At 66.1% G+C, this 24,280-nt stretch carries 20 protein-coding genes, 1 pseudogene and 1 riboswitch; of the genes and pseudogenes, 8 read left to right on the top strand and 13 right to left on the bottom strand.

Features of this window, described 5'->3' with window-relative positions; translation table 11 throughout:
• Positions 1 to 54 precede the first annotated feature (54 nt).
• From pqqA to hxlB, 9 genes are all read right to left on the bottom strand, one after another.
• Positions 55 to 159, bottom strand: coding sequence for a pyrroloquinoline quinone precursor peptide PqqA (gene pqqA / locus IEX71_RS13580; protein ID WP_188837576.1), 105 nt, complete (start codon positions 157 to 159; stop codon positions 55 to 57).
• Positions 160 to 204: 45 nt separating this feature from the next.
• Complete coding sequence (locus IEX71_RS13575) at positions 205 to 1,929, bottom strand: PQQ-dependent dehydrogenase, methanol/ethanol family (protein ID WP_188837575.1); 1,725 nt, start codon at positions 1,927 to 1,929, stop codon at positions 205 to 207.
• 12 nt (positions 1,930 to 1,941) lie between these two features.
• Positions 1,942 to 2,400 carry an MSMEG_3727 family PQQ-associated protein gene (locus tag IEX71_RS13570; protein WP_188837574.1) on the bottom strand — a complete coding sequence of 153 codons (459 nt, stop codon included), beginning with the start codon at positions 2,398 to 2,400 and terminating at the stop codon, positions 1,942 to 1,944.
• Positions 2,401 to 2,839: 439 nt separating this feature from the next.
• Positions 2,840 to 3,457 (bottom strand): acetate uptake transporter, encoded by a 618-nt coding sequence (locus IEX71_RS13565; RefSeq protein ID WP_188837573.1) that lies wholly within the window; start codon positions 3,455 to 3,457, stop codon positions 2,840 to 2,842.
• A gap of 368 nt (positions 3,458 to 3,825) precedes the next feature.
• The gene (katG, locus tag IEX71_RS13560) at positions 3,826 to 6,054 is read right to left on the bottom strand and encodes a catalase/peroxidase HPI (protein ID WP_188837572.1); all 2,229 of its coding nucleotides are present in this window, start codon (positions 6,052 to 6,054) and stop codon (positions 3,826 to 3,828) included.
• 29 nt (positions 6,055 to 6,083) lie between these two features.
• On the bottom strand, positions 6,084 to 7,496 hold the full coding sequence (locus tag IEX71_RS13555; RefSeq protein WP_188837571.1) for a DNA-binding protein: 1,413 nt from the start codon (positions 7,494 to 7,496) through the stop codon (positions 6,084 to 6,086).
• A gap of 417 nt (positions 7,497 to 7,913) precedes the next feature.
• A complete protein-coding gene (locus IEX71_RS13550) occupies positions 7,914 to 9,320 on the bottom strand; it encodes a DNA-binding protein (protein ID WP_229749718.1) in 1,407 nt (468 codons plus the stop codon).
• 127 nt (positions 9,321 to 9,447) lie between these two features.
• On the bottom strand, positions 9,448 to 11,379 hold the full coding sequence (gene tkt / locus IEX71_RS13545) for a transketolase (RefSeq protein WP_188837570.1): 1,932 nt from the start codon (positions 11,377 to 11,379) through the stop codon (positions 9,448 to 9,450).
• A 128-nt stretch (positions 11,380 to 11,507) separates the two neighbouring features.
• Entirely contained in the window at positions 11,508 to 12,092 is a 585-nt protein-coding gene (gene hxlB / locus IEX71_RS13540; protein WP_188837569.1) for a 6-phospho-3-hexuloisomerase, read from the bottom strand.
• 202 nt (positions 12,093 to 12,294) lie between these two features.
• On the opposite strand from hxlB, the gene edd reads away from it, so the two are divergent.
• Positions 12,295 to 14,184 (top strand): phosphogluconate dehydratase, encoded by a 1,890-nt coding sequence (gene edd / locus IEX71_RS13535; RefSeq protein ID WP_188837568.1) that lies wholly within the window; start codon positions 12,295 to 12,297, stop codon positions 14,182 to 14,184.
• The gene (eda, locus tag IEX71_RS13530; protein ID WP_188837567.1) at positions 14,181 to 14,924 is read left to right on the top strand and encodes a bifunctional 4-hydroxy-2-oxoglutarate aldolase/2-dehydro-3-deoxy-phosphogluconate aldolase; all 744 of its coding nucleotides are present in this window, start codon (positions 14,181 to 14,183) and stop codon (positions 14,922 to 14,924) included. The genes edd and eda overlap by 4 nt, the downstream gene beginning before the upstream one ends.
• Here the strand turns inward: eda and pqqB are convergent.
• Entirely contained in the window at positions 14,867 to 15,760 is an 894-nt protein-coding gene (gene pqqB, locus IEX71_RS13525; protein ID WP_188837566.1) for a pyrroloquinoline quinone biosynthesis protein PqqB, read from the bottom strand. The two genes, eda and pqqB, sit on opposite strands and share 58 nt — an antisense overlap.
• Positions 15,761 to 16,133: 373 nt before the next feature.
• Positions 16,134 to 16,246: riboswitch (TPP riboswitch) on the top strand.
• Positions 16,247 to 16,282: 36 nt separating this feature from the next.
• Between pqqB and thiO the strand changes: the two genes are divergently transcribed.
• From thiO to thiC, 5 genes are read left to right on the top strand one after another with little or no spacing between them, the layout of a single operon-like run.
• Positions 16,283 to 17,383, top strand: a complete 1,101-nt coding sequence (thiO, locus tag IEX71_RS13520; protein ID WP_188837565.1) for a glycine oxidase ThiO — start codon at positions 16,283 to 16,285, stop codon at positions 17,381 to 17,383.
• Complete coding sequence (thiS, locus tag IEX71_RS13515) at positions 17,380 to 17,586, top strand: sulfur carrier protein ThiS (protein ID WP_188837564.1); 207 nt, start codon at positions 17,380 to 17,382, stop codon at positions 17,584 to 17,586. Before thiO ends, thiS begins: the two co-directional genes overlap by 4 nt.
• Position 17,587: 1 nt before the next feature.
• Positions 17,588 to 18,361: a thiazole synthase gene (locus IEX71_RS13510; RefSeq protein WP_188837563.1), complete on the top strand. Its 774-nt coding sequence runs from the start codon at positions 17,588 to 17,590 to the stop codon at positions 18,359 to 18,361.
• Entirely contained in the window at positions 18,358 to 18,981 is a 624-nt protein-coding gene (locus IEX71_RS13505) for a thiamine phosphate synthase (RefSeq protein ID WP_188837562.1), read from the top strand. Before IEX71_RS13510 ends, IEX71_RS13505 begins: the two co-directional genes overlap by 4 nt.
• On the top strand, positions 18,978 to 20,699 hold the full coding sequence (thiC, locus tag IEX71_RS13500; RefSeq protein WP_188837561.1) for a phosphomethylpyrimidine synthase ThiC: 1,722 nt from the start codon (positions 18,978 to 18,980) through the stop codon (positions 20,697 to 20,699). The genes IEX71_RS13505 and thiC overlap by 4 nt, the downstream gene beginning before the upstream one ends.
• A gap of 109 nt (positions 20,700 to 20,808) precedes the next feature.
• Here thiC and IEX71_RS13495 read toward each other — a convergent pair whose 3' ends face one another.
• From IEX71_RS13495 to zwf, 3 genes and pseudogenes are all read right to left on the bottom strand, one after another.
• Positions 20,809 to 21,030 (bottom strand): FeoA domain-containing protein, encoded by a 222-nt coding sequence (locus IEX71_RS13495; protein WP_188837560.1) that lies wholly within the window; start codon positions 21,028 to 21,030, stop codon positions 20,809 to 20,811.
• A 17-nt stretch (positions 21,031 to 21,047) separates the two neighbouring features.
• Positions 21,048 to 21,287: pseudogene (locus IEX71_RS13490) on the bottom strand (metal-dependent transcriptional regulator); the annotation flags it as partial.
• Positions 21,288 to 21,347: 60 nt separating this feature from the next.
• A complete protein-coding gene (gene zwf, locus IEX71_RS13485) occupies positions 21,348 to 22,901 on the bottom strand; it encodes a glucose-6-phosphate dehydrogenase (RefSeq protein WP_188837558.1) in 1,554 nt (517 codons plus the stop codon).
• Positions 22,902 to 23,060: 159 nt separating this feature from the next.
• On the opposite strand from zwf, the gene tal reads away from it, so the two are divergent.
• Positions 23,061 to 24,278 (top strand): transaldolase, encoded by a 1,218-nt coding sequence (gene tal, locus IEX71_RS13480; RefSeq protein WP_308420979.1) that lies wholly within the window; start codon positions 23,061 to 23,063, stop codon positions 24,276 to 24,278.
• Positions 24,279 to 24,280: the final 2 nt, after the last annotated feature.

Below are 24,280 nucleotides of genomic sequence, written 5' to 3'. Positions count from 1 at the left end.
CGAGCTGGGCACCGGGCCGCGAAGCGACCCGGTGCACAGCAGCTGTATTGAGACTTACTTGTCCGAGGTGGCCACGTAGGCCGTGACCTCAGCGGAGACGCGGATCTCCGTGATCGCGGGGGCCTCCCACATGGTCCTGGTCTCAGTCTGTCGCTCCATGGTGTTTCCTCTCTCTTTCTGTTCTGATTCGGTTGGTAGTAGGTGTCAGTCCGACAGCTCGAAGGCGATCAGCGAGGCACCGTGACCCTGGGCGGACATGCCCGGGATGATGCCCTCGAGCCAGCCACCCCAGCCGACAGGCACGGCGATGTACTGCTTGCCGTCCACCGTGTAGGTCATCGGACTGCTGTGGTGACCGCTACCGCACTGGAACTCCCAGAGCTTCTCGCCGGTCTCGGCGTGGAACGCCATGAACTCACCGGTGGGCTTGCCCGCGAAGACCAGGTTGCCTGCGGTGGACAGGATCGACGCTGCCATCGGCATGTCCATCCGGTAGCGCCACTTCTCCTCACCGTGGGAGTCGAACGCGCTGACGGATCCGGCCATGTTGTCGATGTCGACCTCGACGGCGGCACCCCAGTACGGCATACCCTCCTTGAACTCTCGACGGCGACGAGTGGCAGTGGCACCCACGTCGGCGACCGGCACATAGAACAGGTCGTGGTTCGGGTTGTACGCAGCGTGCGTCCATTCCTTCGCACCGGCCGGTCCGGGGAAGAAGTGGACGGGCTCGCCCTCCTTCTCCGGGTACTTCCGCGGGGTCACCTTGCCATCACGGGTGATGACGCCCCAGTCGATGCGGTCCACGAACGGAGTGACGTGCTGCAACTCGCCGTTGGTCCGGTCGAGCACGAACATGTACCCGTTCTTGTCGAAGTGGGCCAGCAACTTCTTGCCGTCCCGCTCGAACAGCGTCATCTCCATGGTGGAGTCGTAGTCCCACAGGTCGTGCGGGGTGAACTGGTAGTGCCACTTGATCTCACCGGAGTCCACGTCGAGCGCCACGACGCTGTCGGTGTAGAGGTTGTCGCCCTCGCGCACCTCGCCGTCGAAGTCCGGTCCCGGGTTGCCGGTGCCCGCGAAGTAGAGGTTCAACTCCGGGTCATAGGTACCCGTGACCCAGTGGTTGCCGCCGCCGCGTGCCCAGGCCTCACCGTCGGCGGGCCAGGTCTCCGAGCCCGGCTCTCCGGGCTTCGGGACCGTGTAGGTCCGCCACTTGTGGTCGCCGGTCTCCAGGTCCCAGCAGTCGATGTGACCGCGGACGCCATACTCGCCACCGGCGGAGCCGGTGATGAGGGTGTCCTTGATGACCAGCGGTGCGAGCGAGGCGCTCTCACCAGCGCGGACGTCACCAATGGCCTTGTGCCAGATCTTCTCGCCGTTGGTGGCATTCAGGCACAGCAACTGGGCGTTCTGGGTCACCATGTAGACCTTGCCGTTCGCCACCGCGCAACCGCGGTTGACGTTGGCACAGCACAACGTGATGTCGAACGGCACTGCGTGCTTGTAGCGCCAGAGCTGCTCTCCCGTCGTCGCGTCGAGCGCCCAGAGGAAGCCGTCCCAGCCGGTGACGAACATGATGCCGTCAACGACCAGGGGGCATGCCTCGAACGCATAGGTCGAGGTGGAGGCGATCAGGCCGGTGGAGCTGGCCTGATGGATCCAGGCGACCTTCAGCTTCTTGACGTTGTCCGTGTTGATCTGGTCCAGCAGGCTGTGCCGCTGGCCGTCGTAGGCACCGTAGTAAGTGATCCAGTTCTGCGGCTCCGCCGTGCGTGCCTTGAGGATCCGCTCGTAGTCGATACCTTTGGTCACGTTCGGCGCGCTGTGCTTCAAGCTGCTGAGCTGGCTGTGGTTGATCGCCTTGCCGGCGTCGATGTACTCGCCCTTCGGGCTGGTGCTCTCGGGCGCTTCTGGAATGGTGGTCATTGTGCTTCCTTTCTACGGCCGCGACTGGGCGGGTCGGTCGAGCTTGGCCTCTGGCGGCACCTCGCCGGACACGACGATGGCAGCGGTCAACCCGCGGCCCTCGTCGTTGCCTGCGGGGGACCCGTACCAGTAGTAGCCCGGCCCGTCGAGTTCGATCGTCGCCGTGCCCTTGGAGCCGTTGAGCAGGCCGATGAACTTCTTGTCACCGTTGCTCGGCAAGAGGCAGGCGTGGGTGTTCGTGTCATCGTTGATGATCGTCAGCTCGCAGGTACCACCGTGCGGCAGAACCAGGATGGACGGCTCCCAGGACATCTCGTCCTCGCCGATCCGGATGGTTGCTTCCATCGTGCCGTCGGGACGCTCGGTGGCCTCACCGATCGAGCCGGTGCTGAGCACTCGCCCGATTGTTGCCTTGTTCTGTCCGTCCAGGCCGAGCTTGCTCAGGAGTTCTGATCGGTCTTGAGTCTTCATGGGCATAGGACGTCACCTCCTCATGGGGATTACTTGAACTTTCAGGATTGAAGCGGCTTCGCCGTTTCATGACGCTCGTGAGCGGTGGCTCTGCAGCAACCCACCCGCGGGCGTCTGTCGTGCATCACGCCGTTGTTTCCTCGGATCAGTCGGTCTCTCGAATCGATTGATCCGACCCGGCAATGACAAAACGGTAGGACGCTGCAACCCCGTGGAACAGAGCCCACCGCCGGGTCGGCGCAACCTGCCGTTCACCACTCATATGCCACCGCTTGGCTGAGACGTGGGTCACATATTTGCTGCCTGGAGGTGCGTTGCGGCACAGCGGATGACCCCGGCGCGCACCCGCGTGGTGGTGCCGCTCACCCGAAGACCCCCTGCTCGCAGAAGCGAACAGAGGGTCTCGGGTGAGCGGCGAGTGGGCCGCGACATGTACGTGTCAGGGAATCGGCAACACGGTCCGTTCCCAGGTGTGGTTGACGATCATCGCCGCGGACGCATACAACGCCACGATGGCGGTGATCAGGAGGACATAGCCGGCGGTGTGGCCGATACCGGTGCTACCTGCGAACGTGCCCCACGATGCGATCAGGAACACCAGGGCCAGTAGGCCTAGGATCACGATCGTCGTCAGGTTGGTGCGCAGTGCCGCTATCACCAGGTAGGCGGTCATCACTCCCCAGGCGAGTAGGTATATCCCTGTCACGTTGGTGGGATCGCCGCCGGCTTTGACGACATCCGGCGAGTAGAACTGGACCAGCAGCGCGTAGCTGCCCCAGAATCCAGCGAAGATGGTGAATACCAGCCCGGGAAAGGTCTCGCCTCGGGCGAAGTGCAGCAGGCCCGCGATCAGCTCGGTGAAGAAGCCGAGTGCGATGGCCACCGGGAGCACCGCCGACATACCGGTGGCGTCGAACATGCCGGACATGACGCTGGCCAGCACGACCGACGAGATCCCGAACGAGATCAGCCCGAGCGGGAATGGGTCGCCCACGGAACTGGCTGCGGCCGGGGCCGCCTCAGGCGTGGCTGTGGTTTCGATGAGTGCTTCGGACATTGAAGTCCTCCAATTGGGTGTAGGGACGCAGACCGGCTCAGTCGGTTGACCAGGCTGGGGCTGCAACCTCGCAGCTGGTGAAGTTGTGGCTTCGCCCGGCCTGTCGGGCCGCTGTGCTGAGCCTCCCGGCTCCCTCACCGCCGGGGTATCACGCTCGTGATCCCCTGAGCCAGCAAGGCGATTCGCTCCTGTGAGCGCTTCGGCCGATCTGCAGTGTCGTGCACCGTATGCGTTGTCACCGCACGGGGGCCAGACCTGACCACCGGACCGTGGGAGTTGCCCGCTCAACCGCCGCCGGGCGCCGCTCACCGTGAGATCTGAGTCACATTCTCGCCCGCACCGCGGATCCGACCCGCCGGTCGAGCACGTCAGACCTGCCGGTCGAACCGGTCGAGATTCATGACTTTGTCCCACGCGGAGACGAAGTCGCGGACGAACTTCTCCGCTGCGTCCCGACTGCCGTAGACCTCCGCGAGCGCTCTCAGCTCGGAGTTGGCTCCGAAGACCAGGTCGACCGGCCCTGCGACCCACTTGACTGCGCCGGTGGTCCGGCTGCGGCCCTCGTAGGTCTGAGTCGGAGCGTCGTCCTCCGCCAACGGCACCCACTCAGTGTTCATGTCGAGCAGGTTCAGGAAGAAGTCGTTGGTCAACACTCCCGGAGTCGCAGTGAACATCCCGAGGGGAGACTCGCCATGGTTGATGCCGAGCACGCGCAGCCCGCCGAGCAGCACGGTCATCTCCGGCGCAGTCAGCGTGAGTTGACTCGCCCGATCGATCAGTAGGTGCTCCGGCGGCAACCGGTTGCCCTTCGCGAGATAGTTGCGGAATCCGTCCGCCTCCGGCTCCAACGGCGCGAACCACTCGGGGTCGGTCCACTCCTGCGTGGTGTCGGTGCGTCCCGGCCGGAACGGCACGTCGACGGGATGACCCGCCGCCTCGGCGGCGTGTTCGACCGCGGCTCCCCCGCCGAGCACGATCAGGTCGGCGAGCGAGATCTGTTTGCCGCCGTCCTGGCGTGCATTGAAGGAGTCCCGTAGCTGTCCCAGGGTGCCCAGCACCATGCCCAGCATCTCGGGCTCGTTGACGTCCCAACTGCGCTGCGGCTCCAGCTGGATTCGCGCGCCGTTCGCGCCTCCGCGCTTGTCGCTCTTGCGGAAACTCGAGGCCGAGGCCCACGCCGTACGGATCAGTTGCGACGCCGTGAGCCCCGAGTCCAGTACCTCGGCCTTCAGGGCAGCGATGTCGGCGGCGTCCACCAGCGGGTGATCGACCTCGGGGACCGGGTCCTGCCAGATCAGTCGCTCGGTCGGCACCTGCGGGCCGAGGTAGCGCTCGATCGGGCCCATGTCGATGTGCGTCAACTTGAACCAGGCCCGCGCGAACGCGTCCTCGAACTGCTCCGGATTCGCGAGGAATCGCCGCGAGATCGCATCGTAGGCCCGGTCCTCCTGCAGCGCCAGGTCTGTCGTCAGCATCACCGGATGGTGCTTCTTGTCCGGGTCGAACGGATCCGGCACGGTGTCCTCGCCCTGCCCATCGCTCGGGATCCACTGCCACTGACCCGCCGGGCTGAGTTCGACGTCCCACTTGTACTCGTAGAGCGTCTCCAGGAAGGTGTGGTCCCAGGTGATCGGTGTGCGAGTCCACATCCCTTCCAACCCGCTGACGCACAGATCCGGGCCGTTCCCGGCTCCATGGGAGCAGGCCCAGCCCAATCCCTGCGCCTCCAGCGGAGCCGCCTCCGGCTCCGGCCCGAGGCAGGTCCCCGGATCGGCGGTCCCGTGTGTCTTGCCGAAGGTGTGCCCACCGGCGATCAGCGCCACGGTCTCTTCGTCGGTAAGGCCCATCCGGTCGAACGTCTGGTGGATGTCACGGCCCGAGAGCACCGGGTCCGGGTTGGTCGCCGGCCCCTGCGGGTCGACGTAGATCAGGCCCATGTCGCTTGCGGCAAGGGGCTCCTCGAGTTCCCGCATCCCGCTGTGTCGTTCGTCCGCAAGCCACTTGAATTCCGGGCCCCAGTACGTCTCGTCCGCCTCCCACGCGTCCTCGCGGCCCCCACCGAAACCGAAAGTCTTGAACCCCATCGACTCCAGTGCGCGGTTGCCGGCGAAGATCATCAGATCGGCCCAGGAGACCTTGCGGCCGTACTTCTGCTTCACCGGCCACAAGAGGCGGCGTGCTTTGTCGAGGTTGCGGTTGTCGGGCCAACTGTTCAGCGGAGCGAACCTCTGCAGGCCGGCTCCAGCGCCGCCGCGACCGTCCCGAGTGCGGTAGGTGCCTGCCGAGTGCCAGGCCATCCGCAGCATGAGAGGGCCGTAGTGGCCGAAGTCGGCGGGCCACCACTCCTGCGGCGTCGTCAGCACTTCGTCCACGTCGCGCGCCAGCGCATCGAGGTCGAGCGACGCGAACTCTGTTGCGTAGTCGAAGTCCTCGTCCAACGGGCTCCCCGAGGGCGGCTTCAGCGGACGCAGGTCAAGACGCGCGGGCCACCAGTCTTCCGGTGCGGCACCCAGCTGAGTGCGTTCGTGAGCAGCTTTTCCTTCGTCCACAACCTTGTCGTAGGTGCGGTAGACGTGAGTGTCGGGATTCTCGGGCACGATGACTCCTTCCGTGGTGACTCGACCGGTCAGATCCCCAGCGCACGACGCACGGCACTGGCATTCCGTCGCGACACCGGCACCGTCGTGCCGTCCGGATCGTCCATGACGAGGATGAGTTCGCCCTTGTCGCGGCGCTCGATCTCCCGGACCCGATTGAGGTTGACGACATACCTGCGATGCACGCGAAGGAACCCCGCTCCGGCGAGTTCGTTGTCGAGTTTGTCCAGTCCGGCGGCCGCCGACCGAAGCCTGCCCTGGTCCGTCGACAGCCACACGTCACTGTCGGCTGCTTCGGCCAGCAATATCTCCGGATTCCGGACCAGCACGGTGCGATTGTCACGGACACCGACGACCCTGTCCGATCCCGTTCGGGTACGGGCCGTGGAAAGCGCGCTACTCGCGTCCGCCTGCGGCAGTTGTTCGCCGTCCGAAGCGCAGAAGGAGATCAGGTGACCGACCAGGTTGCCGTAGAGGAACACCGGGCGGATCCCGATCGGCGCGGGTTCGTCGGCGGTGAGATGGGTGAAGATCTGCGTCGACCCGGACCAGTTCGGGTCGTAGCGCGCCTGCTTGCTCGCGAACCGGGCAGCGTGCATGAATTCCGGCAGCTGCGGAATCCAGCGCACCGCGGGATCGATCGCCGGCGTATTGCTCGGCACACCGAGCAGCACACTTGCCACCTCGTCGGCCAGCACGACCTTGCCCGAGGTGTCGACGGCGACGAGGGGATCGAGCGACCGGGCCCTTGCCTGCTGGTATGCCGCAAGGAGTTCGGCCCCTCCGTCGCGGGCACGCGTCCGCAGTGTGCGGTCGGTGTGAGTGGCGGCGTTGTAGAGCCAGGAACGTACGGCGGCAGGCAGTTCGCTGCGCCAGCACGAGATGTTCAGGACCGCGATCGGCTCCCTGCTCACTACATCGCGCACAGCGACACCAGCGCAATTCCAGTCATGGAACGCCTGGGCCCAGTGTTCTTCACGCCGGATCACCACCGGGTTGTAGGTGCCGAGCGCGGTGCCCATGCCGTTGGTGCCGACGGCGCTCTCCGACCAGCAGAACCACGGAGCCAGGCCGGCCCCGTGCGCCGCGGACAGCGTGGCTTTGTCACCCCACTCCGACAGCACCCTGCCCGCAGCGTCGGCGATGACGACCACGCCGCCGACCTTGGCGACTTCGTGCGCCATCGACGCTGAGCAGAAACCGAGCTCGGCAAAGACCACGTCGTGCTCGAGCGGATGCGCGAGCTCCGCGACAGCTACCGGCGCCTCGGACAGGTGAGGGTCGACGCGGTACTGGTCCCGGGACCGGTGCCATGAGATGGCGATCTCCGGACGTACTCCTCGAACGTCGTCCTCACCCTGGACGAAGCGCTCCCAGGCGTCCTTGACCGAGGCCCCGCTCACGAGGCCGGTCTCTTCTGCTCGTCGGTGCACCTCGGTCATCAGAGTCCTCTTTCGGTCTGCTCGGCTCGATGGTTGCCGTGGTGCCGGGGCTCGGTCACTCTGCGGCATGCCGCGCCGGTCCTGGTTCGTATGGCGCGCTGCACCTCCGTGCCCAGCCGCGGTCGGCGGGCCAGCACGGTCCAGTCGGGTCCAGTCGACCGGGTCTCGGTCGGCCACTGCTCCAAGGTGCTCGCCGCACCTTGAAAGCGCGTATCGTCGCAGCCGTGTGTGCTGGGTCACAGCCTACGCGGGACCGTCGCCGTTCGGGTTACCCGTCGGCAACGACCGTTCAGTACTTGGGACGGACCGCTCACCGGCATTCGATGGCCGTTCACCAGTCGTTCACCAGTCGTGCCGGTCCATACGTCGACTTCTGACGGTGCCCCCAGCGTTCCGGGCACCGGTCGGCACTGTGCTTCAGATGCGCAGCGCACGGCGCACCGCCCGGGCGTTTCGACGTGACACCGGCACGACGGTCCGATCCGGATCTGACATCACGACAATGAGTTCGCCTTTTTCTCCGCGCTCGACCTCTCGAACACGGCTGAGGTTGACGAGATACTGGCGATGCACGCGCAGGAAGCTTCCGGTGTCTGAAAGGTCATTCTCCAGACCGTCCAGGGTTGACTGAGCAGATCGAAGTCGCCCGTCATCCGAGACCAACCAGACTCCGGTGCTGTCCGCCACCGCGACAGAGACCTCGGAGGCAGCGAACAGGACCATCCTGTTCTCTTCGCGGAGCGCAACGACCCGACGGGCTTCGCTACGCAAGACACCGCCCTCTTCGGCCTGTTGCTGAAACTGCTCCCCCGCGAATGCGCCGAAGGCGATCAGATGTCCGATCAAGCTGCCATGCGCGAAGACGGGCTCGATCCCGATCGACGATCGCTCGTCCGACAGGGTTGTTTGGATGTGCGTCGTGCCGCTCCAGTCGGGAGCGGACTCCGCCTGCTTTGTTGCGTAACGCGCCGCATGCAGGAAAGACGGAAGCTGGGGCGTCCAACGCACTGCAGCGTCGGTTGCGGGCATGTTGGCGGGCACCCCGAGGATCACACTGGCCGCATCGTCGGCGATCACCACCGCACCTGCGGTGTCGACCGCAACGAGCGGCTCCTTGGTACGGCCTCGTGCATTCGTGTAGGCAGCCAGCAGTTGCGCTCCACTGTTGTGGGCGCGCCCCCGCAAGCTGTGTTGTGTGTGCGCGGCGACCTTGTCCAGCCAGGCCCGAGCAGTATGTGGCAGCTCATGACGCCAGCAGGAGATGTTCAAGACCGCTATCGGCTCTTTGGTGACCACGTCCCTGATCGCGACGCCGCCGCAGGACCAGTCGTGGAATGACTGACACCAGTGCTCCGACTGCCTGATCATCACCGCGTGCCGCGCCGCCAGCGCAGTCCCCATGCCGTTCGTCCCCATGGCACCTTCGGACCAGCAGTACCACGGTGCGAGTCCGCCCTCGGTTGCGACGGCGCGAGTCTCCTTGTCTCCCCACGCCGCAAGGACCCGCCCCCCAGCATCGGCAACGACCACGATGCCACCGACCTTTGAGATCTCGTGTGCCATCGCGGCAGCCCGGAAGCCGAGTTCGGTGAAAGCCACATCCTGATCGAACGAGTGCACCACTTGGGAGACCGCGGTCGGTGCTTCCGGAAGGAAAGGATCGACCCCGTATTGGTCACGCGAACGCTGCCACGAGATCGCGATCTCCGGTCGGATGCCGCGGATATCGTTCTCGCCCTTGACGAAGCGTTCCCAAGCTCCGTAGACCTCCTCCCGCGCGCCCATGCGCGGGGCCAGCCGGTCTCGTTGATAGGTGATCGTCATTCAGGAACCGCCTTCAGTGTGCTCATTCGTCCGCCACTCCACCGATGTCATGGACCACTGGAGCTGTGGACCAGATGTTCGGGTAGGTGAGGTACTCGACCCAGATGCAATAAGAATCTCGCTGCGGTCAGTACGTGATCGCTCCAGCGAGATGCTCGCGAATACGGGAAGCCACCGCCTCGACCGTGAACCCGAAGTGCGCGAGAACAGCCCCGCCCGGGCCACTGGCGCCGAACGTGTCGATACCGATGGCGACGTCGGCGATGCCGTCCCAGACGGACGTGCTGCCGGCCTCGATGCTCACGATGGTCGCCGAGGGGTCCGGAACGTACCGCGTCCGGTCGAGCGGTGACACCACGCGCACGCCGATGCCGTCGGCACGCAGCGCCTCGGCGACGTCCACCGCCAGCGCGACCTCGGACCCGGTCGCGACGATCTCGATCGTCACCGGGAGCTGCCCGTCGAATTTGGCGGGCGTGTCCTGGGGCAACGCCTGTCGGGACAGGATCAGCGCGGTCGGGCCGTCGGTGCATTCCAGTGCCAGCCGCCATGCTTCCGCGGTCTCGGCGTCGTTCGCCGGCCGGAGCACCTGCAGACCAGGGATCAGCCGCAGCGACTCGACATGTTCGACGGGTTGGTGTGTCGGTCCGTCCTCTCCGACCGCTATCGAGTCATGGGTGAGGACGTAGATGACGGGCTGTCGCATCAGCGCCGACAAGCGCAACGCCGGCCGCAAGTAGTCGGCGAAGACCAGGAAGGTGCTGCCGAAGACGCGGAAGCCGCCGTGCAGGCTGATGCCGTTCATGATGGCTGCCATGCCGAACTCGCGAATACCGAACGCGATCGCGCCCGCCGAGAAGTCGTTCCTGCTCACCAGGTCGCCACACACGGTGCCGGTCGACCCGGACAGGTCGGCCGAGCCTCCCACCAACTCCGGCATCACCCGGCGCGCGGCGTCGAGGCAGGCCTGAGAGGACTGCCTCGTGGCCCGTGGGGTGTCTCCGACGACCTCGCGGAGAGCACGCGAGAGACCGGCGGGAAGCGCTCCGTTCCGGACGCGGTCGAACTCCGCAGCACGCTCCGGCGCGGCCTTCTTCAGCGCTGCGACCTGCTCACGCCACACCGCATGCGCGTGCTCTCCGGCCTGGGTCCACTGCGCGGCCACCTCTCGGACGGACGCCGGCACGGTGAACGGAGGGTGGTCCCACCCCGCCAGAGCCTTGGTCTCCGCCAGAACCGCCTCGCCCAGTGGGGACCCGTGTGCCTTGGGGGTGCCTTCGACTCCGGGGGCGCCCGCTCCGATGACGGTGCGAACTGCGATGAAGCTGGGCCGCGTATCCGCCTTCGCCCTGGTGATCGCCGCGTCGATCGCAGCTATGTCATTACCGTCGAGCACCTGCTCGGTGTGCCAGCCGTATGCCGCGAACCGAGCGAGCTGGTCGTCGCTGGATGCGCGGTCGACGTTGCCGTCGATGGTGATGTCGTTGTCGTCCCACAACACCACCAACCGGCCGAGCTGGTGATGGCCGGCGAACGATGCCGCTTCGTGGCTGACGCCCTCCATCAGACAACCGTCGCCGACGATGGCGTAGGTGTAATGGTCCGTCAGCTCGGGGTAGCGCGCGTTCATCATGCGCTCCGCCAGCGCCATACCCACCGACATGGCCAGTCCTTGGCCCAGCGGTCCCGTGGTCGACTCGACGCCCGGGGTGTCGCCGTACTCCGGGTGCCCGGGAGTCCGTGACCCCAGCTGCCGGAAATTGTGTAGCTCGGTGACGGGCAGGTGGTAACCGAAGGTGTGCAGGAGCCCATACAGGAGGGCCGAGCCGTGACCGGCCGACAGCACGAACCGGTCGCGGTCCGGCCACTCCGGGTCGGCCGGATCATGCCGCAGGTGCCGACTCCACAACGTCCATGCCATGGGCGCGGCGCCCATCGGCATACCCGGGTGCCCCGAATTCGCCGCTTCGACCATGTCCGCAGCGAGGAACCGAAGGGTGCTCACCGCGAGTCGGTCGGTTTCGACGGACAAGACCGTCGGGTCAAGGGTGTCAGTCATCAGGCTGCCTCTCAAGGAAAGGTCGGTTGCTGCAGTGGCCCCCCGGCCGCGCCCACGCGCCGAGGCCGGCATCGAGCCTCGAAGAACTCGACGAGCCGTCGCGCGGGGATCAGGGCTTCGTCGAGGACTCAACCGATGTTGGCGTGCCGTTCCCACAAGCGCTCGGCCGTCTGGTCTTCGTTGCTCCACAGGGCCTGGAAGAGCGCGTCCGACGCCAGCAGCACCGATTGTTCGAAGAGGCTGCCCGCGTACTGACTGGTGATCGAGGCACTGTGGTCCTGCTTGTCGGCCGCCGGCAGCACGAGCACCTCATCGGCACGCTGAGCGAGTGGTGAGTCGGGTGCCGTCGTGATCGCCAAGACCGATGCGCCGACCTTCTTCGCGACGTCAGCAGCCCCCACCACCGAACCGGTCGTGCCCGATCCCGAAACCGCGATCAGCACATCCCCCGCACCCACGGCCGGCGCCGTGACCTCGCCTGCGACGTGCACCTGCAGGCCGAGATGCATCAGCCGCATGGCAGCCATCTGGATGGCCAAGCCACTGCGACCGTTGCCGATCACGAAGACGGCCCGTGCACTCGTGATCAGGTCTCCAGCGCGGTCCCACTGATCGGGCTGAACAGAATTCAGCAAACGCTCGTTCTCAGCGAGCACGATGCGTCGTCCAGCGCTGAAACTCGTGCCGATGGCTTCCTTCTCGGTGACAGTCATGATCGCTCCTCAGCTCTTTGCGGTCCGTTGGGCATTCACAATGTCGCCACGAGTGAGTTTGGACACCCGGTAGCAAGACCGGTCTTGGCTGGCCTGTTGGCCAGTGCCGCCCGCAGCGTGATTGCCGAAGACTGAGGCGGGAACCCATCGGTGGCGGTCAGCGCCGCCCGCTGCACTACCCCGAGTGCCCAGGAGTCCCCAAATGTCAACCGCCCTCAACTCAGTCGTCGCCGAGGTCACCCGGCAGCTGACCGACCGCAGTCGAGCAGGTCGCAAGGCATACCTGCAACGGGTCGACCGATCCGCTGCTCAGCTCAGCCTGCGCCCCGCACGCGTCGACCTCGGCTGCTCCAACCTGGCTCACGTGGTCGCACCGTGCGCGGGCAGCGATCGGGACACGCTGTCCGCAGACGAGGGCATGAGCGTCGGCATTGTCACCGCCTACAACGACATGCTGTCCGCACACGCACCGTTCGAGCACTATCCGGCACACATCAAGTCAGCGGCACGGTCGGCCGGTGCAGTGGCGCGCGTCGCGGGCGGTGTGCCGGCGATGTGCGACGGCATCACGCAGGGTCGCGACGGCATGGAGCTCAGCCTCTTCAGCCGTGACGTCATCGCGATGTCGACGGCGATCGCGTTGTCACATGATGTTTTCGACGCCGCGCTACTCCTCGGCGTCTGCGACAAGATCGTGCCCGGTCTGGTCACCGGCGCGCTGGCGTTCGGTCACCTGCCCGCTGCACTCATACCGGCCGGGCCGATGGCGAGCGGACGCTCCAACGCGGAGAAGGCCGAGACGCGCAGAGCGTATGCCGCTGGTGAGATCAACCGTGACGCGCTGCTGGCAAGTGAGGTCGCGTCATACCACTCCCCGGGAACCTGCACCTTCTACGGCACTGCGAACTCCAACCAGATGCTCATGGACGTCATGGGTCTGCATCTGCCCGGAGCGGCCTTCATCCACCCCGAGGACCCGCTACGTGATGCCGTCACGGCCGCGACCACGCGACGAGTGGTGGACATCGCGGCGAGTGAGCGTCCGTACGGCATAGGGCACGTCGTCGACGAGCGATCGATCGTCAACGGTGTCGTTGCCCTGCTCGCGACCGGCGGATCGACCAATCACACGATGCACCTCGTCTCTATTGCCGCCGCCGCCGGCGTCGACCTGCGCTGGGAGGACTTCGACCTGTTGTCCGGCGTGGTGCCGCTGGTGGCGCGGATCTATCCCAATGGTCCGGCCGACGTCAACCACTTCCATGCCGCAGGTGGCACGCCGTTCCTCGTCGGCACCCTGCTCGACGCGGGCCTGCTGCACGAGGATGTCCTCACCCTCGCCGGTCCAGGACTGCGGCAATATTCGCGACGCCCGGTCCTCGGAGCCGATGGCGGAGTCGACTTCGTCCCGAGCACCGCGTCGAGCGACCTCTCAGTCCTCCGCCCGGCAGACCGTCCGTTCGCACCCGATGGCGGGTTGCGTGTCCTGGAGGGGACGCTCGGTCGAGCAGTCATCAAGACTTCGTCGCTCCGCGACGAACACAGAGTCGTCGAAGCGCCAGCGCGCGTGTTCACCGATCAGGTGGCGTTCTTGCGCGCCTTCTCCCGTCGCGAACTCGACCGCGACGTCGTGGTCGTCCTGCGCGAACAAGGACCGTCTGCCAACGGCATGCCTGAACTGCATGCCCTCACACCGTCGCTCGCGGCCATGCAGAAGCGAGGACACGCGGTGGCGCTGGTGACCGACGGCCGAATGAGCGGTGCATCAGGTTCAATCCCGGCGGCCATCCATGTCACACCCGAGTCCGTGCACGGTGGCCCGATCTCGAGGATCCACGACGGTGACCTGGTCCGCGTCGACTCGCGAAGTGGTCGGATCGACGTCCTCGTCGATGGCGGCGAGTTTGCAGATCGGCCGTCCGAGCCGCGGGTCACTGAGGACGCCGTGGGTATGGGACGCGAATTGTTCGCCATGTTCAGGGCTGCGGTCGGCCGCGCCGACGAGGGCGCGCACGTATTCGGCCCGCCAAGTCAGGAGCCCAGGTCTGCGGCAATCGTGTCCGGCGGGCCGGTTGTGGAGGAGTCGCGATGAGTGTCAACCGAACGGGAGCCACCAGACCGACGATCTCGACCCCGTCTGACGTCCTCGACATCGCGCCGGTCATCCCCGTCGTGGTCATCGACGATGTAGCCCACGCGGTGCCGCTCGCGGAAGCACTGGTGCAGGGCGGCATACCGATCATCGAGATCACTCTGCGCTCCAGTGCCGCACTCGCCGCGATCGAGCGGGTCGCGTCGCAAGTCCCTGGCATCGTCGTGGGCGCAGGTACCGTTCTCGGCCCCGCACAGGTGCGACAGGTCGTGGATGCCGGAGCGCAATTCCTCGTCACCCCTGGCTCACCGCCACGGTTGCTCGAATCCGCGATCGACAGCGGCCTGCCGCTGCTTCCGGGAGCCAGCACCCTCACCGAGATGCTCGCCCTGGCCGAGGCGGGTCTCACCGTGCAGAAGTTCTTCCCGGCCGAAGCCAGCGGTGGTCGGGAGTACCTGTCAGCCGTGGCGGGGCCGTGCCCCCAACTGCGTTTCTGCCCGACCGGTGGAGTCAGTCCGCGGACGGCAGCCGGCTGGCTCGCGATGCCCAACGTCGGCTGTGTCGGTGGTACCTGGCTCACCCCCCAGGATGCCGTCGTGCAGCAGGACTGGGAACAGATCACCGGACTGGCGCGCGCAGCTGCGGCCTTCCGCGTCGGCGAATCCGTCGGCGTTCTGGCTGCTCAGATCTCAATCTCCAACCCATCCACGGCAACTTCCATACCGCGCCGGTCGAGGTGACACCGCTCCGGTGAGTCGTCGAGCAGGATCGGGTTCGTGTTGTTGATGTGGATGTAGATCTTGCGGTTGATCGGCAACGAACGCAGCAGCTCGAGGCTCCCGTCCGGCCCGTCGATCGGCACGTGCCCCATGTCACGAGCGGTCTTGTCGGCCAGGCCGAGGCTGGCCATCTCGTCGTCCCGCCAGAAGCTCCCGTCGACCAGCAGCACAGAGCTGCCGGCCAATTCGTCGAGAATCTCGTCGGTGAGTTGCTGGACACAGGGTAGGTAGACGAGGCTCCGACCGGACGTTGTGTCGCTGATCCGGTAGCCCACGACCCTGCCGTACTCGTCCGCGCCGCTGAACCGCATCTTCTTGTTGGTGGGCACGTCGAACGCCACGTACGACAGCCCCGTCCCCAACTCGGTTCGGGCGCCCGGCGTCACCGATCGTCGGGTGACCGGGCAATATGCCTCGAGCGTCCGCAGGATGCCGGTGCCGTTGCTGAGCGTTTCGTACACCGATTCCGTCGCGTGCACTTCGAGTCCTCGGCCCTCTCGCATCAGGAGCAGTCCCAGGGTGTGGTCGAGTTCCGCGTCGGTGAGGAACACCGCCTGCAGAGGCACGATCCTTCCGTCGTCAGGATGCAGAGCGGGGAAGCACTCGATCTGCGCCTGGATGTCCGGTGACGCGTTGAACAGGAACCAGCTTTCTCGATCAGCGCTCACCGCGATCGATGATTGCGTGCGCGAGACGCACGGCCGCCCACCGCTGCGCTCCGCTCGACACGGAGGACACGTGCAGTTCCATTGGGGGTAGCCGCCTCCGGCCGCCGATCCCAGCACGCGGATCCACATGTAGATCTCATCCTTGTGTCGTGGTTGGCTCAGGGTACCGGGACCAAGTCCCGGCGCGGCATTTGTTCCGGATGGGTCAGAACGGGATCGCCAGAAGCGAAATCCCATGTCTACCAACAGTATCCGAAGTGCATTCTTGCAGACCGATTTTGTGATGAACGTATGACGCTAAACCTCCACGTGTCCTACGACCATGCTTGACCGCCTGCCCTCCACGCCCCACCGTTCACTGCCCGTATGCGGCCGTTCATCACGGGACGACATCTCACGACCGCCATGTCGTGTCGACCCCTACGGTCCCCGGGGCCTCGGCATTTCGCCGACACCGACCGGTGATCCGGGCACGGCCACCTGATGTCGTGCTACGGTCACCACCGTCCTTCGCGGGAGTCCGGGGTACCGGGCTGAGAGGGGGCTGACACCGCCCCGACCGTCACCAGACTTGATCCGGATCATGCCGGCGCAAGGAGAAGTTATGACTGCACTCCATCTGCTGTCCCTGCGGACCCGTCACGTCCTGCTGTGACCCGCGTCGCTGTCCTCGGCGGCGGCATCGTGGGCCTCAGCGTTGCCTGGTCATTGGTCGGTCGCGGGCTGGAGGTCGTACTCGTCGACGCCGAACTACCCGGCCGCAGTTCCCCTGTCGCGGCCGGAATGATCTCTGCGGCGGCCGAACTCGAACACGGCGAGCCCGACCTGTGGGAGTTGACATCTCTCTCACAGCGTCGATGGCCGGAGTTCGCTGCCGCGCTGGCACGGTGTGGTGGCGCACCACTCCAACTGCGCCGAACCGGCACTCTGCTCGTCGCGATGGACCAGGACGAAGAAATTCGCTTGGACCGCCGATTGCGCTTGCTGGCAGACGCCGGTGTGGCGGCGGAACTGCTCGACCGATCCGAGTTGCGTCGTCGCGAACCCGGTATCGCGACCACAGTTCGTGGCGCCGCTTGGTTGCCGAATGACCTTTGCGTCGAACGCAATCGGGCCCTGAACGCCCTGCGGTCCGCACTTCGAAAGGCTGGCGCCGAGCTGGTCGAGGGCGTCGGCCGACTTCGGGTCACCGGCGAGCGCGTGGTAGGTATCGACGTTGCCGCTGGGACAGTGTTCGCAGACCACGTCGTGCTCTCGGCGGGGTGGCGAAGTGGCACCGCAGCAGCGCCAGGAGTGCTTCCCACCGACCTGAGTGGCCACGACGGCATTCGACCGGTCAAGGGCGAACTGATCGATCTGGAGGTCGCCGCGCCCGCGGTCCATGCCATGATCCGCACTCGTGTCGACCGGGTGCCGGTCTATCTCGTACCCCACGACGATCATCACCTCACCGTTGGGGCGACCTCCGAGCAGGTCGGTGCCGACACCAATCCGACCGTGCGCGCAGCCCACGACCTGCTGGTGGCAGCGACCACCGTCGTACCCGAACTTCGCGACGCCGCGATCGTCGCTCATAGGGTCGGCCTGCGTCCCGCGATGACGGACAACCGTCCGCTGCTGGGCAGTTCGCCTCGTCCGGGACTCACCGTTGCGACCGGGCACTACCGGCACGGGTTCCTACTTGCCCCGCTGACCGCCGAGATCGTCGGCGACCGCGTTGTCCACGCCCTCTCTCAAGGAGACCTGTCATGACACACACTTATCGATTGAACGGGGACGCACGAACCTGGCAGCCTGGCATCACGCTGCGCCAGACCCTCACCACCGAGGGCATGGAGGGGACGTGGTTCGCCGTCGCTCTCAACGGAGCGGTGGTACCCGCCTCGCAGTGGGATGCGACTGCTGTTCCTCCCGACAGTGAGCTGGAGATCATCCAGCCCTGCCAAGGAGGATGAAATGCCCTCCAACACATGGGAACTCGCCGGTCGAGAGCTGACCAGTCGACTGTTGTTGGGGTCCGGAGGCATCTCGACAGCCAGCACTTTCGCGGAGTGCATCACCGCCACCGGCACCCAGGTCGTCACCGTCTCCATGCGCCGATCCGGAGCAGCGGTGGTGAGCGGGCTGTTGCCGACCATCCAGGCATCCGGGGTGCACGTGCTGCCGAACACCGCGGGGTGTCGCACCGCGCGAGAAGCGGTTCTGACGGCCCAGCTGGCTCGGGAGGCCATCCAGACCGACTGGGTCAAGCTCGAAGTGATAGCGGACGACCGGACACTGCTGCCCGATTGCGTCGAGCTGCTGGACGCGGCAGAACAGCTGATCAAGGACGGCTTCCGTGTCCTGCCGTACACGACGGACGATCTCGTCGTCGCCCGCCGGCTTGCCGAGCTCGGCTGCTCCGCAGTGATGCCCCTCGGCTCACCGATCGGGACCGGCCTCGGCATCCGCAACCCACACGCCATCGAGCTCATCTGCGGCGAGGTCGACGTACCCGTCGTGCTCGACGCCGGTATCGGGACAGCTTCCGACGCCGCCCTGGCGATGGAACTGGGCTGTTCGGCCGTGCTGCTGGCAACCTCCGTGACCCGCGCCGAACAGCCCGCGCTCATGGCCGCGGCGATGCGTGATGCCGTTGCTGCGGGTCACGGTGCGCGGCGCGCGGGTCGGATCCCGAAAAGCACTCTGGCTCGGGCCTCTTCACCGTTCGTCGGGATGGTCGGACAATGACCGCAGTGCCGCGGCTGCTGCTGATCACCGACCGGACGCAGACCGTCGGACGACCACTCGAGGCGGTCGTCGCACCGTGCGTCTCAGCCGGCATCTCGCATGTGCTGTTGCGGGAGCGTGACCTCTCACCCACTCGGTATGACGAGCTGCTGGCCCGCGTCCGCGCATGCGTCGACGAAGACACGGTCATTCTCACCCGCACCGCCCGGTCGGACAGCGCCGGCTGCCACCTCTCCCACGACGCACCGTGGCCCACCCGCGCATGTGCCCTCACCGGTCGATCGGTGCACAACTCGGACGAGGTCCAGCAGGCCCGGATCAATGGGGCCGATTTCGTGGTGGTCGGCCCGTACGCAGCGACGACCTCCAAACCGGGCTACGGCCCCCCACTCGGTGCCCCGGGAGTGCGCGCGCTGGCAGCAGACGCCGGCAACCTTCCGGTGTTGGCGGTCGGTGGCGTCCGACCGACCGACCTGGACCAACTGGCCGTCGCCGGCGCCGCAGGCGCAGCCGTCATGGGAGCCCTCATGCGCGCGCCGGACCCTCGCTCGCTGGCGCTCGAATACCTTTCCGCCGCAACCGTGTTCATGACCTCAACCAACTCCAAGGAACAGCAATGACCCAGACACCAGGACGTCGCAAGGTCCATCAGCAGCTCGGATCCGACCTCCGCGTCCCTTTCACCGAGGTCACCCTCGGCCCCACCCCGAGCACCGGCGAGCCCAACGCACCGTTCCGGCTCTACGACACGTCCGGTCCGGGCAGTGACCCGCAGCATGGGCTGCCCGCGTTGCGCACCGGATGGATAGATGGTCGCGGCGACACCGCCACCTATCAGGCCCGTGGCCGGTCGCTCGCGGACGATGGACGATCCGCGCTCCGCCGCGGGCAGTCCTCACAGGAGTGGCTCGGTACGCATCGCGCCCCGCGCCGCGCGACGACCGGGCGCACGGTGACCCAACTGCACTATGCCCGAGCCGGACAAGTCACGGCCGAGATGCGATTCGTCGCCGCACGTGAAGGCTGCGATGTCGAACTGGTGCGCAGCGAGGTCGCCGCAGGACGCGCGATCATCCCGGCGAATGTGAACCACCCGGAGAGCGAGCCGATGATCATCGGCCGTAGCTTCCTGGTGAAGGTGAACGCCAACATCGGCAACTCCGCCGTGACCAGTTCGATCGCGCAGGAGGTCGAGAAGCTCACCTGGGCCACGCAGTGGGGCGCCGACACGGTGATGGACCTGTCGACCGGCGACGACATACACACGACCCGCGAATGGATCCTGCGCAACTCGCCCGTGCCCATCGGCACGGTGCCCATATATCAAGCCTTGGAGAAGGTCGACGGTCGCGCAGAAGACCTGACCTGGGAGATCTTCCGCGACACGGTGATCGAGCAGTGCGAGCAAGGCGTCGACTACATGACGATCCACGCCGGTGTCCTGCTGCGCTACGTCCCTCTCACCGCCGAGCGCATCACCGGCATCGTCTCCCGCGGCGGCTCGATCATGGCGGGCTGGTGCCTGGCCGGCCACCGGGAAAACTTCCTCTACACCCACTTCGACGACCTCTGCGAAATCTTCGCGCAGTACGACGTGGCCTTCAGCCTCGGCGACGGCCTCCGGCCGGGCTGCACCGCCGACGCCAACGACGACGCACAACTCAGCGAGTTGCGCACCCTTGCCGAACTGACCGAGCGGGCGTGGGAGCACGACGTGCAGGTCATGGTCGAGGGGCCGGGGCACGTTCCGCTACACCTGGTCGCGGAAAACGTCCGGTTGCAACAGGATTGGTGCCACGGCGCACCCTTCTACACCCTCGGCCCGCTCACCACGGACATCGCGCCCGGCTACGACCACATCACGTCCGCGATCGGGGCCGCAACCATCGGTGCTCACGGCACCGCGATGCTCTGCTACGTCACCCCGAAGGAGCACCTCGGGCTACCGAATCGCGATGACGTCAAGACCGGGGTGATCACCTACAAACTCGCGGCGCACGCCGCCGACATCGCCAAGGGTCATCCGAACGCGCGGGACTGGGACGACGCGCTGTCCAAGGCACGCTTCGAGTTCCGCTGGGAGGACCAGTTCAACCTGTCGCTCGACCCGGAGACGGCCCGCGCCTTCCACGACGAGTCGCTGCCCGCGGACGCAGCCAAGACCGCGCACTTCTGCTCCATGTGCGGCCCGAAGTTCTGCTCGATGCGGATCAGTCAGGACATTCGCGATCGGGAGGCCGCGCAGGCCGGCATGGACGAGATGTCACGGACCTTCGTCGAGTTGGGCTCATCGGTCTATGTCGAACCGGCGGACGCCACAACAGGTCAGCGCCGATAGCCGACTGAGGTTCGAGCAACGGTGCGGCGAGGCCGTCCTATGTGCTGGTTCGTCCACACACCGAACGGCCTCGCTTCCCGCGCCACCGCGGTGCATCGACTGTTGCGCCCTACAGCACCTGCACGTGCACAGCCTCGGCCGTCCCCGCCGAGAGATCGGATCGGACCCCGTCGGGACCGATGAGCGTGACCACGCCACTCCCTGTCTCCACCGTGACCCGTGCGCCCGGCGCGACTCCGGCCATACGGAGCCGGGACATGGTGGCCGCATCAGCCTGCACTCGTTCCGAAATGGTCCGGATGACGACCGGGACCGGGGAGCCGGGCCGCACGTCCAGAAGCCGAATCAGCGTCGCTTGCGCGTCACCGAAGCCGCTCGCTCGAAACCAGCATCCGTGAGCTCCAACGCTCGGTCCTCGAGCACGCGCACAAGCCCGTCACGTTGCATCCGCGCGACGGTCTCGCCCACCGTCGGTTGCGTTTGATCGAGGCGTTCAGCAATGCGCGCGCGGCGTGGGACGACGCCTTCCTCGACCAGGTCGTAGATGGTGCGCAGGTACATCTCCACCGTGTCGACCAGATCCCGCATCTTCAGATCCTTCTTCTGCGCCCGTGTCAGGGCATCATCAGTCAGTTCGACATCGGTCCCTCAGAGCGGTCGCCATACGCGTCCACTACGCCCCAGCATCTCGGCCGCAGCGTCCGGCCCCGCGGATCCCGACTCGTAGCTGTCGGGCTGGGCGTCACTGGCCCAGAACTCCAGCACAGGGTCGATCAACTGCCACGACAACTCGATCTCCGCACGCCGAGGGAAGAGGGTGGCGTCATCACGGAGCACGTCACAGATCAAGCGCTCGTAGGCAGCGGGTGCGGCGGCGAAGACTGACCGGAAGTCCAGATCGAGAGTGACCGGCCCGATGTTCATGCCACCTCCCGGTCGTTTGGCGCCGATGTGCAATTCGATGCCGTCGTCGGGTTGCACCCGTAGGACCAGGAGGTTCTCGACGGGTACGGTCCGGGCGAGGAAGGCGCCACGGGTCGGGCCGGCGAAAGCGACTGCGATCTCGGTCGTGCGCCGCGCGAGACGCTTTCCGGTGCGGATGTAGAACGGCACCCCCGCCCAGCGTGGTGTCTCGACGCCCACCGTGAGCGCTGCGAACGTCTCGGTCGTCGAGTCTGCGGGAAAACCCCGCTCGTGGGCCAGGCCGGGCAGCACGACACCGTCGCGGATCCCCGCGCCGTACTGACCTCGGGCAGTGGTCTGATCGAGCGGGCCGATCAACCGGGCCGCGGAAAGCACCTTGATCTTCTCAGCCGCGATACTGTCCGCGTCGAAGCTGAGCGGCTCCTCCATCGTGATCAGGGCGAGCAACTGCAGCAGGTGATTCTGTATGACGTCCCTCGCTGCGCCGATGCCGTCGTAATAGCCCGCGCGCCCTTCGACGCCCACGCTCTCAGCCATCGTGATCTGTACGTGGTCGATGTGCTGGTTGTTCCACAGCGGTTCGAACATGCCGTTGGCGAACCGGAGGGCCAAGATGTTCTGGACGGTCTCCTTGCCCAGGTAGTGGTCGATCCGATAGATCGACGACGGCTCGAACGCCTGCTCCAGCGCATCGCCCAGTGCGCGTGCACTGGCCAGGTCGTGGCCGAACGGCTTCTCGACCACGACCCGGCGCCATCCGTGTTCCTGCCGGTGGAGGTCGGCACCGGACAAGCCCGCGCACACCGTCTCGAACGCCGACGGCGGGATCGAGAGGTAGAAGACGTAGTTCGCTGGCTTTCCGCGTAGGAGGTCGAGCTGTGCAAGCAGGGACCCGAGCGCCTCGAATGCCGAGGAATCCTCGAACGTCCCCTGGTGGAAGTGGATCCGCTGCTTCAGCCTGGCCCACACCTGCGGGTCGAACGGAGTGCGAGCGTGGGCGGCAACGGACTCCCGCAGGAGGGTCTCGAGGTTCGAGGTGTCGCGGGCGAACCCGACCAGGTCGAAATCCGGCGACAGCTGACCTGCGTGCTCGAGGTCGTAGATTGCGGGAAGCAGCTTCTTGCGCGACAGGTCACCGGTGATGCCGAAGAGCACCATCGAAGCCGGTCCGGTGACCGCCGGGAGCTGCCCCGTCTGCCCCTCCCGGATCTCGCCGATGTCGCTGATGACCGGCCTGTTGTCGTACCGATTTCTCTCCTGGACGTGGGACACGGTCACTTCTGTTTTTCTCCAAGTCGTTTCGCGCGCTGCCCGGCGCGTCCGGACACAATGCGACCGAACCAGTCTCGAAGGCCTGACAGCTGTTGGCACTTCGCCGAGCGACTAGTACCCGCTCCCCCTTTGACCAGGTGAGATGGCCTGCGATCGCGACTAGACATGCTCCGGACACCGGATCGACCGCGCTGCCACCTGGCGCCGACACATGACCGGCGCCGGAACCCGAACACGACACCGGAAGGGACGACCGCAATGACCCAGAACACCAACCTCGAGGAGTTGTGCGAGGTAGGTGTGTCGGTATGGCTCGACGATCTGTCTCGCGAGCGCATCGAGTCCGGAAGATTGGCGGAACTCGTAGCCACGAAGTCCGTCGTCGGAGTCACCACGAATCCGGCCATCTTCCATGCCGCGCTCAGCAACGACGGCTCGTACCATGCACAATTACGCGAGCTCGCCACCCGCGGTGCCGGTGTCGACGCAACCGTCCGCACGGTGACAACGGACGATGTGCGCTCGGCGTGCGACGTTCTTGCGGCACAGTTCGACAGGACCGGCGGGGTCGACGGCAGGGTGTCCATCGAGGTCGATCCGCGCCTTGCGCACGATACCGACGAGACCGCCGCACAGGCCGTCGAACTGTGGAAGATCGTCGACCGCCCCAATCTGCTGATCAAGATCCCTGCCACTGCTGCCGGCGTCCCCGCCATCAACCAAGTGGTCTCGGAAGGCATCAGCGTCAACGCGACCCTGATCTTCTCTGTCGAGCGCTACGAACTCGTGATGAATGCCTACCTCGACGGACTCGAAGCAGCCAAGGCCGCTGGACATGACCTGTCGCGTATCCAGTCGGTCGCCTCCTTCTTCGTCTCTCGTGTCGACACGGAGACCGACAACAGGCTCACGAAGATCAACACGCCGGAGGCACTCGAACTGCGCGGGCGAGCAGCGCTCGCCAACGCGCGGCTGGCGTATGCGGCCTACCAGCGGGTGTTCGAGACCGGCACACGGTTCCGACAACTCGATGTGTTCGGAGCGAATGCGCAGCGGCTGTTGTGGGCGTCGACAGGGGTCAAGAACAAGGACTATCCAGACACGCTGTATGTCGAGGAACTGGTCGCTCCGAACACCGTCAATACGATGCCGGAGACGACGATCGATGCCTTCGCGGACCATGGGCGGGTCAAAGGTGACACGCTTTCGGGCAAGGAAGCCTCGGGGCAGGCGTTGTTCAGCCGTCTCGAGGCCGCGGGTGTCGATCTCGCGGATGTTTTCGACACTTTGGAAGCCGAGGCCGTCGAGAAATTCACGGTCGCGTGGAAAGCGCTGCTCGACACGACCGAAGAACAACTGCGAACGCTTCGCCGGGAAGGGTGAAT

Source organism: Flexivirga endophytica (genome assembly GCF_014640635.1).
Lineage (GTDB): Bacteria > Actinomycetota > Actinomycetes > Actinomycetales > Dermatophilaceae > Flexivirga > Flexivirga endophytica.
This window is presented reverse-complemented; position numbering and strand designations above follow the sequence as displayed.

What these genes read in the sequence shown, in the direction of transcription:
- tkt (WP_188837570.1), bottom strand. Translation starts at nt 11,379, where the DNA reads ATGACTGACACCCTTGACCCGACGGTCTTGTCCGTCGAAACCGACCGA.
- hxlB (WP_188837569.1), bottom strand. Translation starts at nt 12,092, where the DNA reads ATGACTGTCACCGAGAAGGAAGCCATCGGCACGAGTTTCAGCGCTGGA.
- pqqB (WP_188837566.1), bottom strand. Translation starts at nt 15,760, where the DNA reads ATGTGGATCCGCGTGCTGGGATCGGCGGCCGGAGGCGGCTACCCCCAA.
- IEX71_RS13555 (WP_188837571.1), bottom strand. Translation starts at nt 7,496, where the DNA reads ATGACCGAGGTGCACCGACGAGCAGAAGAGACCGGCCTCGTGAGCGGG.
- thiC (WP_188837561.1), top strand. Translation starts at nt 18,978, where the DNA reads ATGACCCAGACACCAGGACGTCGCAAGGTCCATCAGCAGCTCGGATCC.
- IEX71_RS13505 (WP_188837562.1), top strand. Translation starts at nt 18,358, where the DNA reads ATGACCGCAGTGCCGCGGCTGCTGCTGATCACCGACCGGACGCAGACC.
- pqqA (WP_188837576.1), bottom strand. Translation starts at nt 159, where the DNA reads ATGGAGCGACAGACTGAGACCAGGACCATGTGGGAGGCCCCCGCGATC.
- tal (WP_308420979.1), top strand. Translation starts at nt 23,061, where the DNA reads ATGCTCCGGACACCGGATCGACCGCGCTGCCACCTGGCGCCGACACAT.
- eda (WP_188837567.1), top strand. Translation starts at nt 14,181, where the DNA reads ATGAGTGTCAACCGAACGGGAGCCACCAGACCGACGATCTCGACCCCG.
- IEX71_RS13570 (WP_188837574.1), bottom strand. Translation starts at nt 2,400, where the DNA reads ATGAAGACTCAAGACCGATCAGAACTCCTGAGCAAGCTCGGCCTGGAC.
- IEX71_RS13510 (WP_188837563.1), top strand. Translation starts at nt 17,588, where the DNA reads ATGCCCTCCAACACATGGGAACTCGCCGGTCGAGAGCTGACCAGTCGA.
- thiS (WP_188837564.1), top strand. Translation starts at nt 17,380, where the DNA reads ATGACACACACTTATCGATTGAACGGGGACGCACGAACCTGGCAGCCT.
- IEX71_RS13565 (WP_188837573.1), bottom strand. Translation starts at nt 3,457, where the DNA reads ATGTCCGAAGCACTCATCGAAACCACAGCCACGCCTGAGGCGGCCCCG.
- IEX71_RS13550 (WP_229749718.1), bottom strand. Translation starts at nt 9,320, where the DNA reads ATGACGATCACCTATCAACGAGACCGGCTGGCCCCGCGCATGGGCGCG.
- IEX71_RS13575 (WP_188837575.1), bottom strand. Translation starts at nt 1,929, where the DNA reads ATGACCACCATTCCAGAAGCGCCCGAGAGCACCAGCCCGAAGGGCGAG.
- edd (WP_188837568.1), top strand. Translation starts at nt 12,295, where the DNA reads ATGTCAACCGCCCTCAACTCAGTCGTCGCCGAGGTCACCCGGCAGCTG.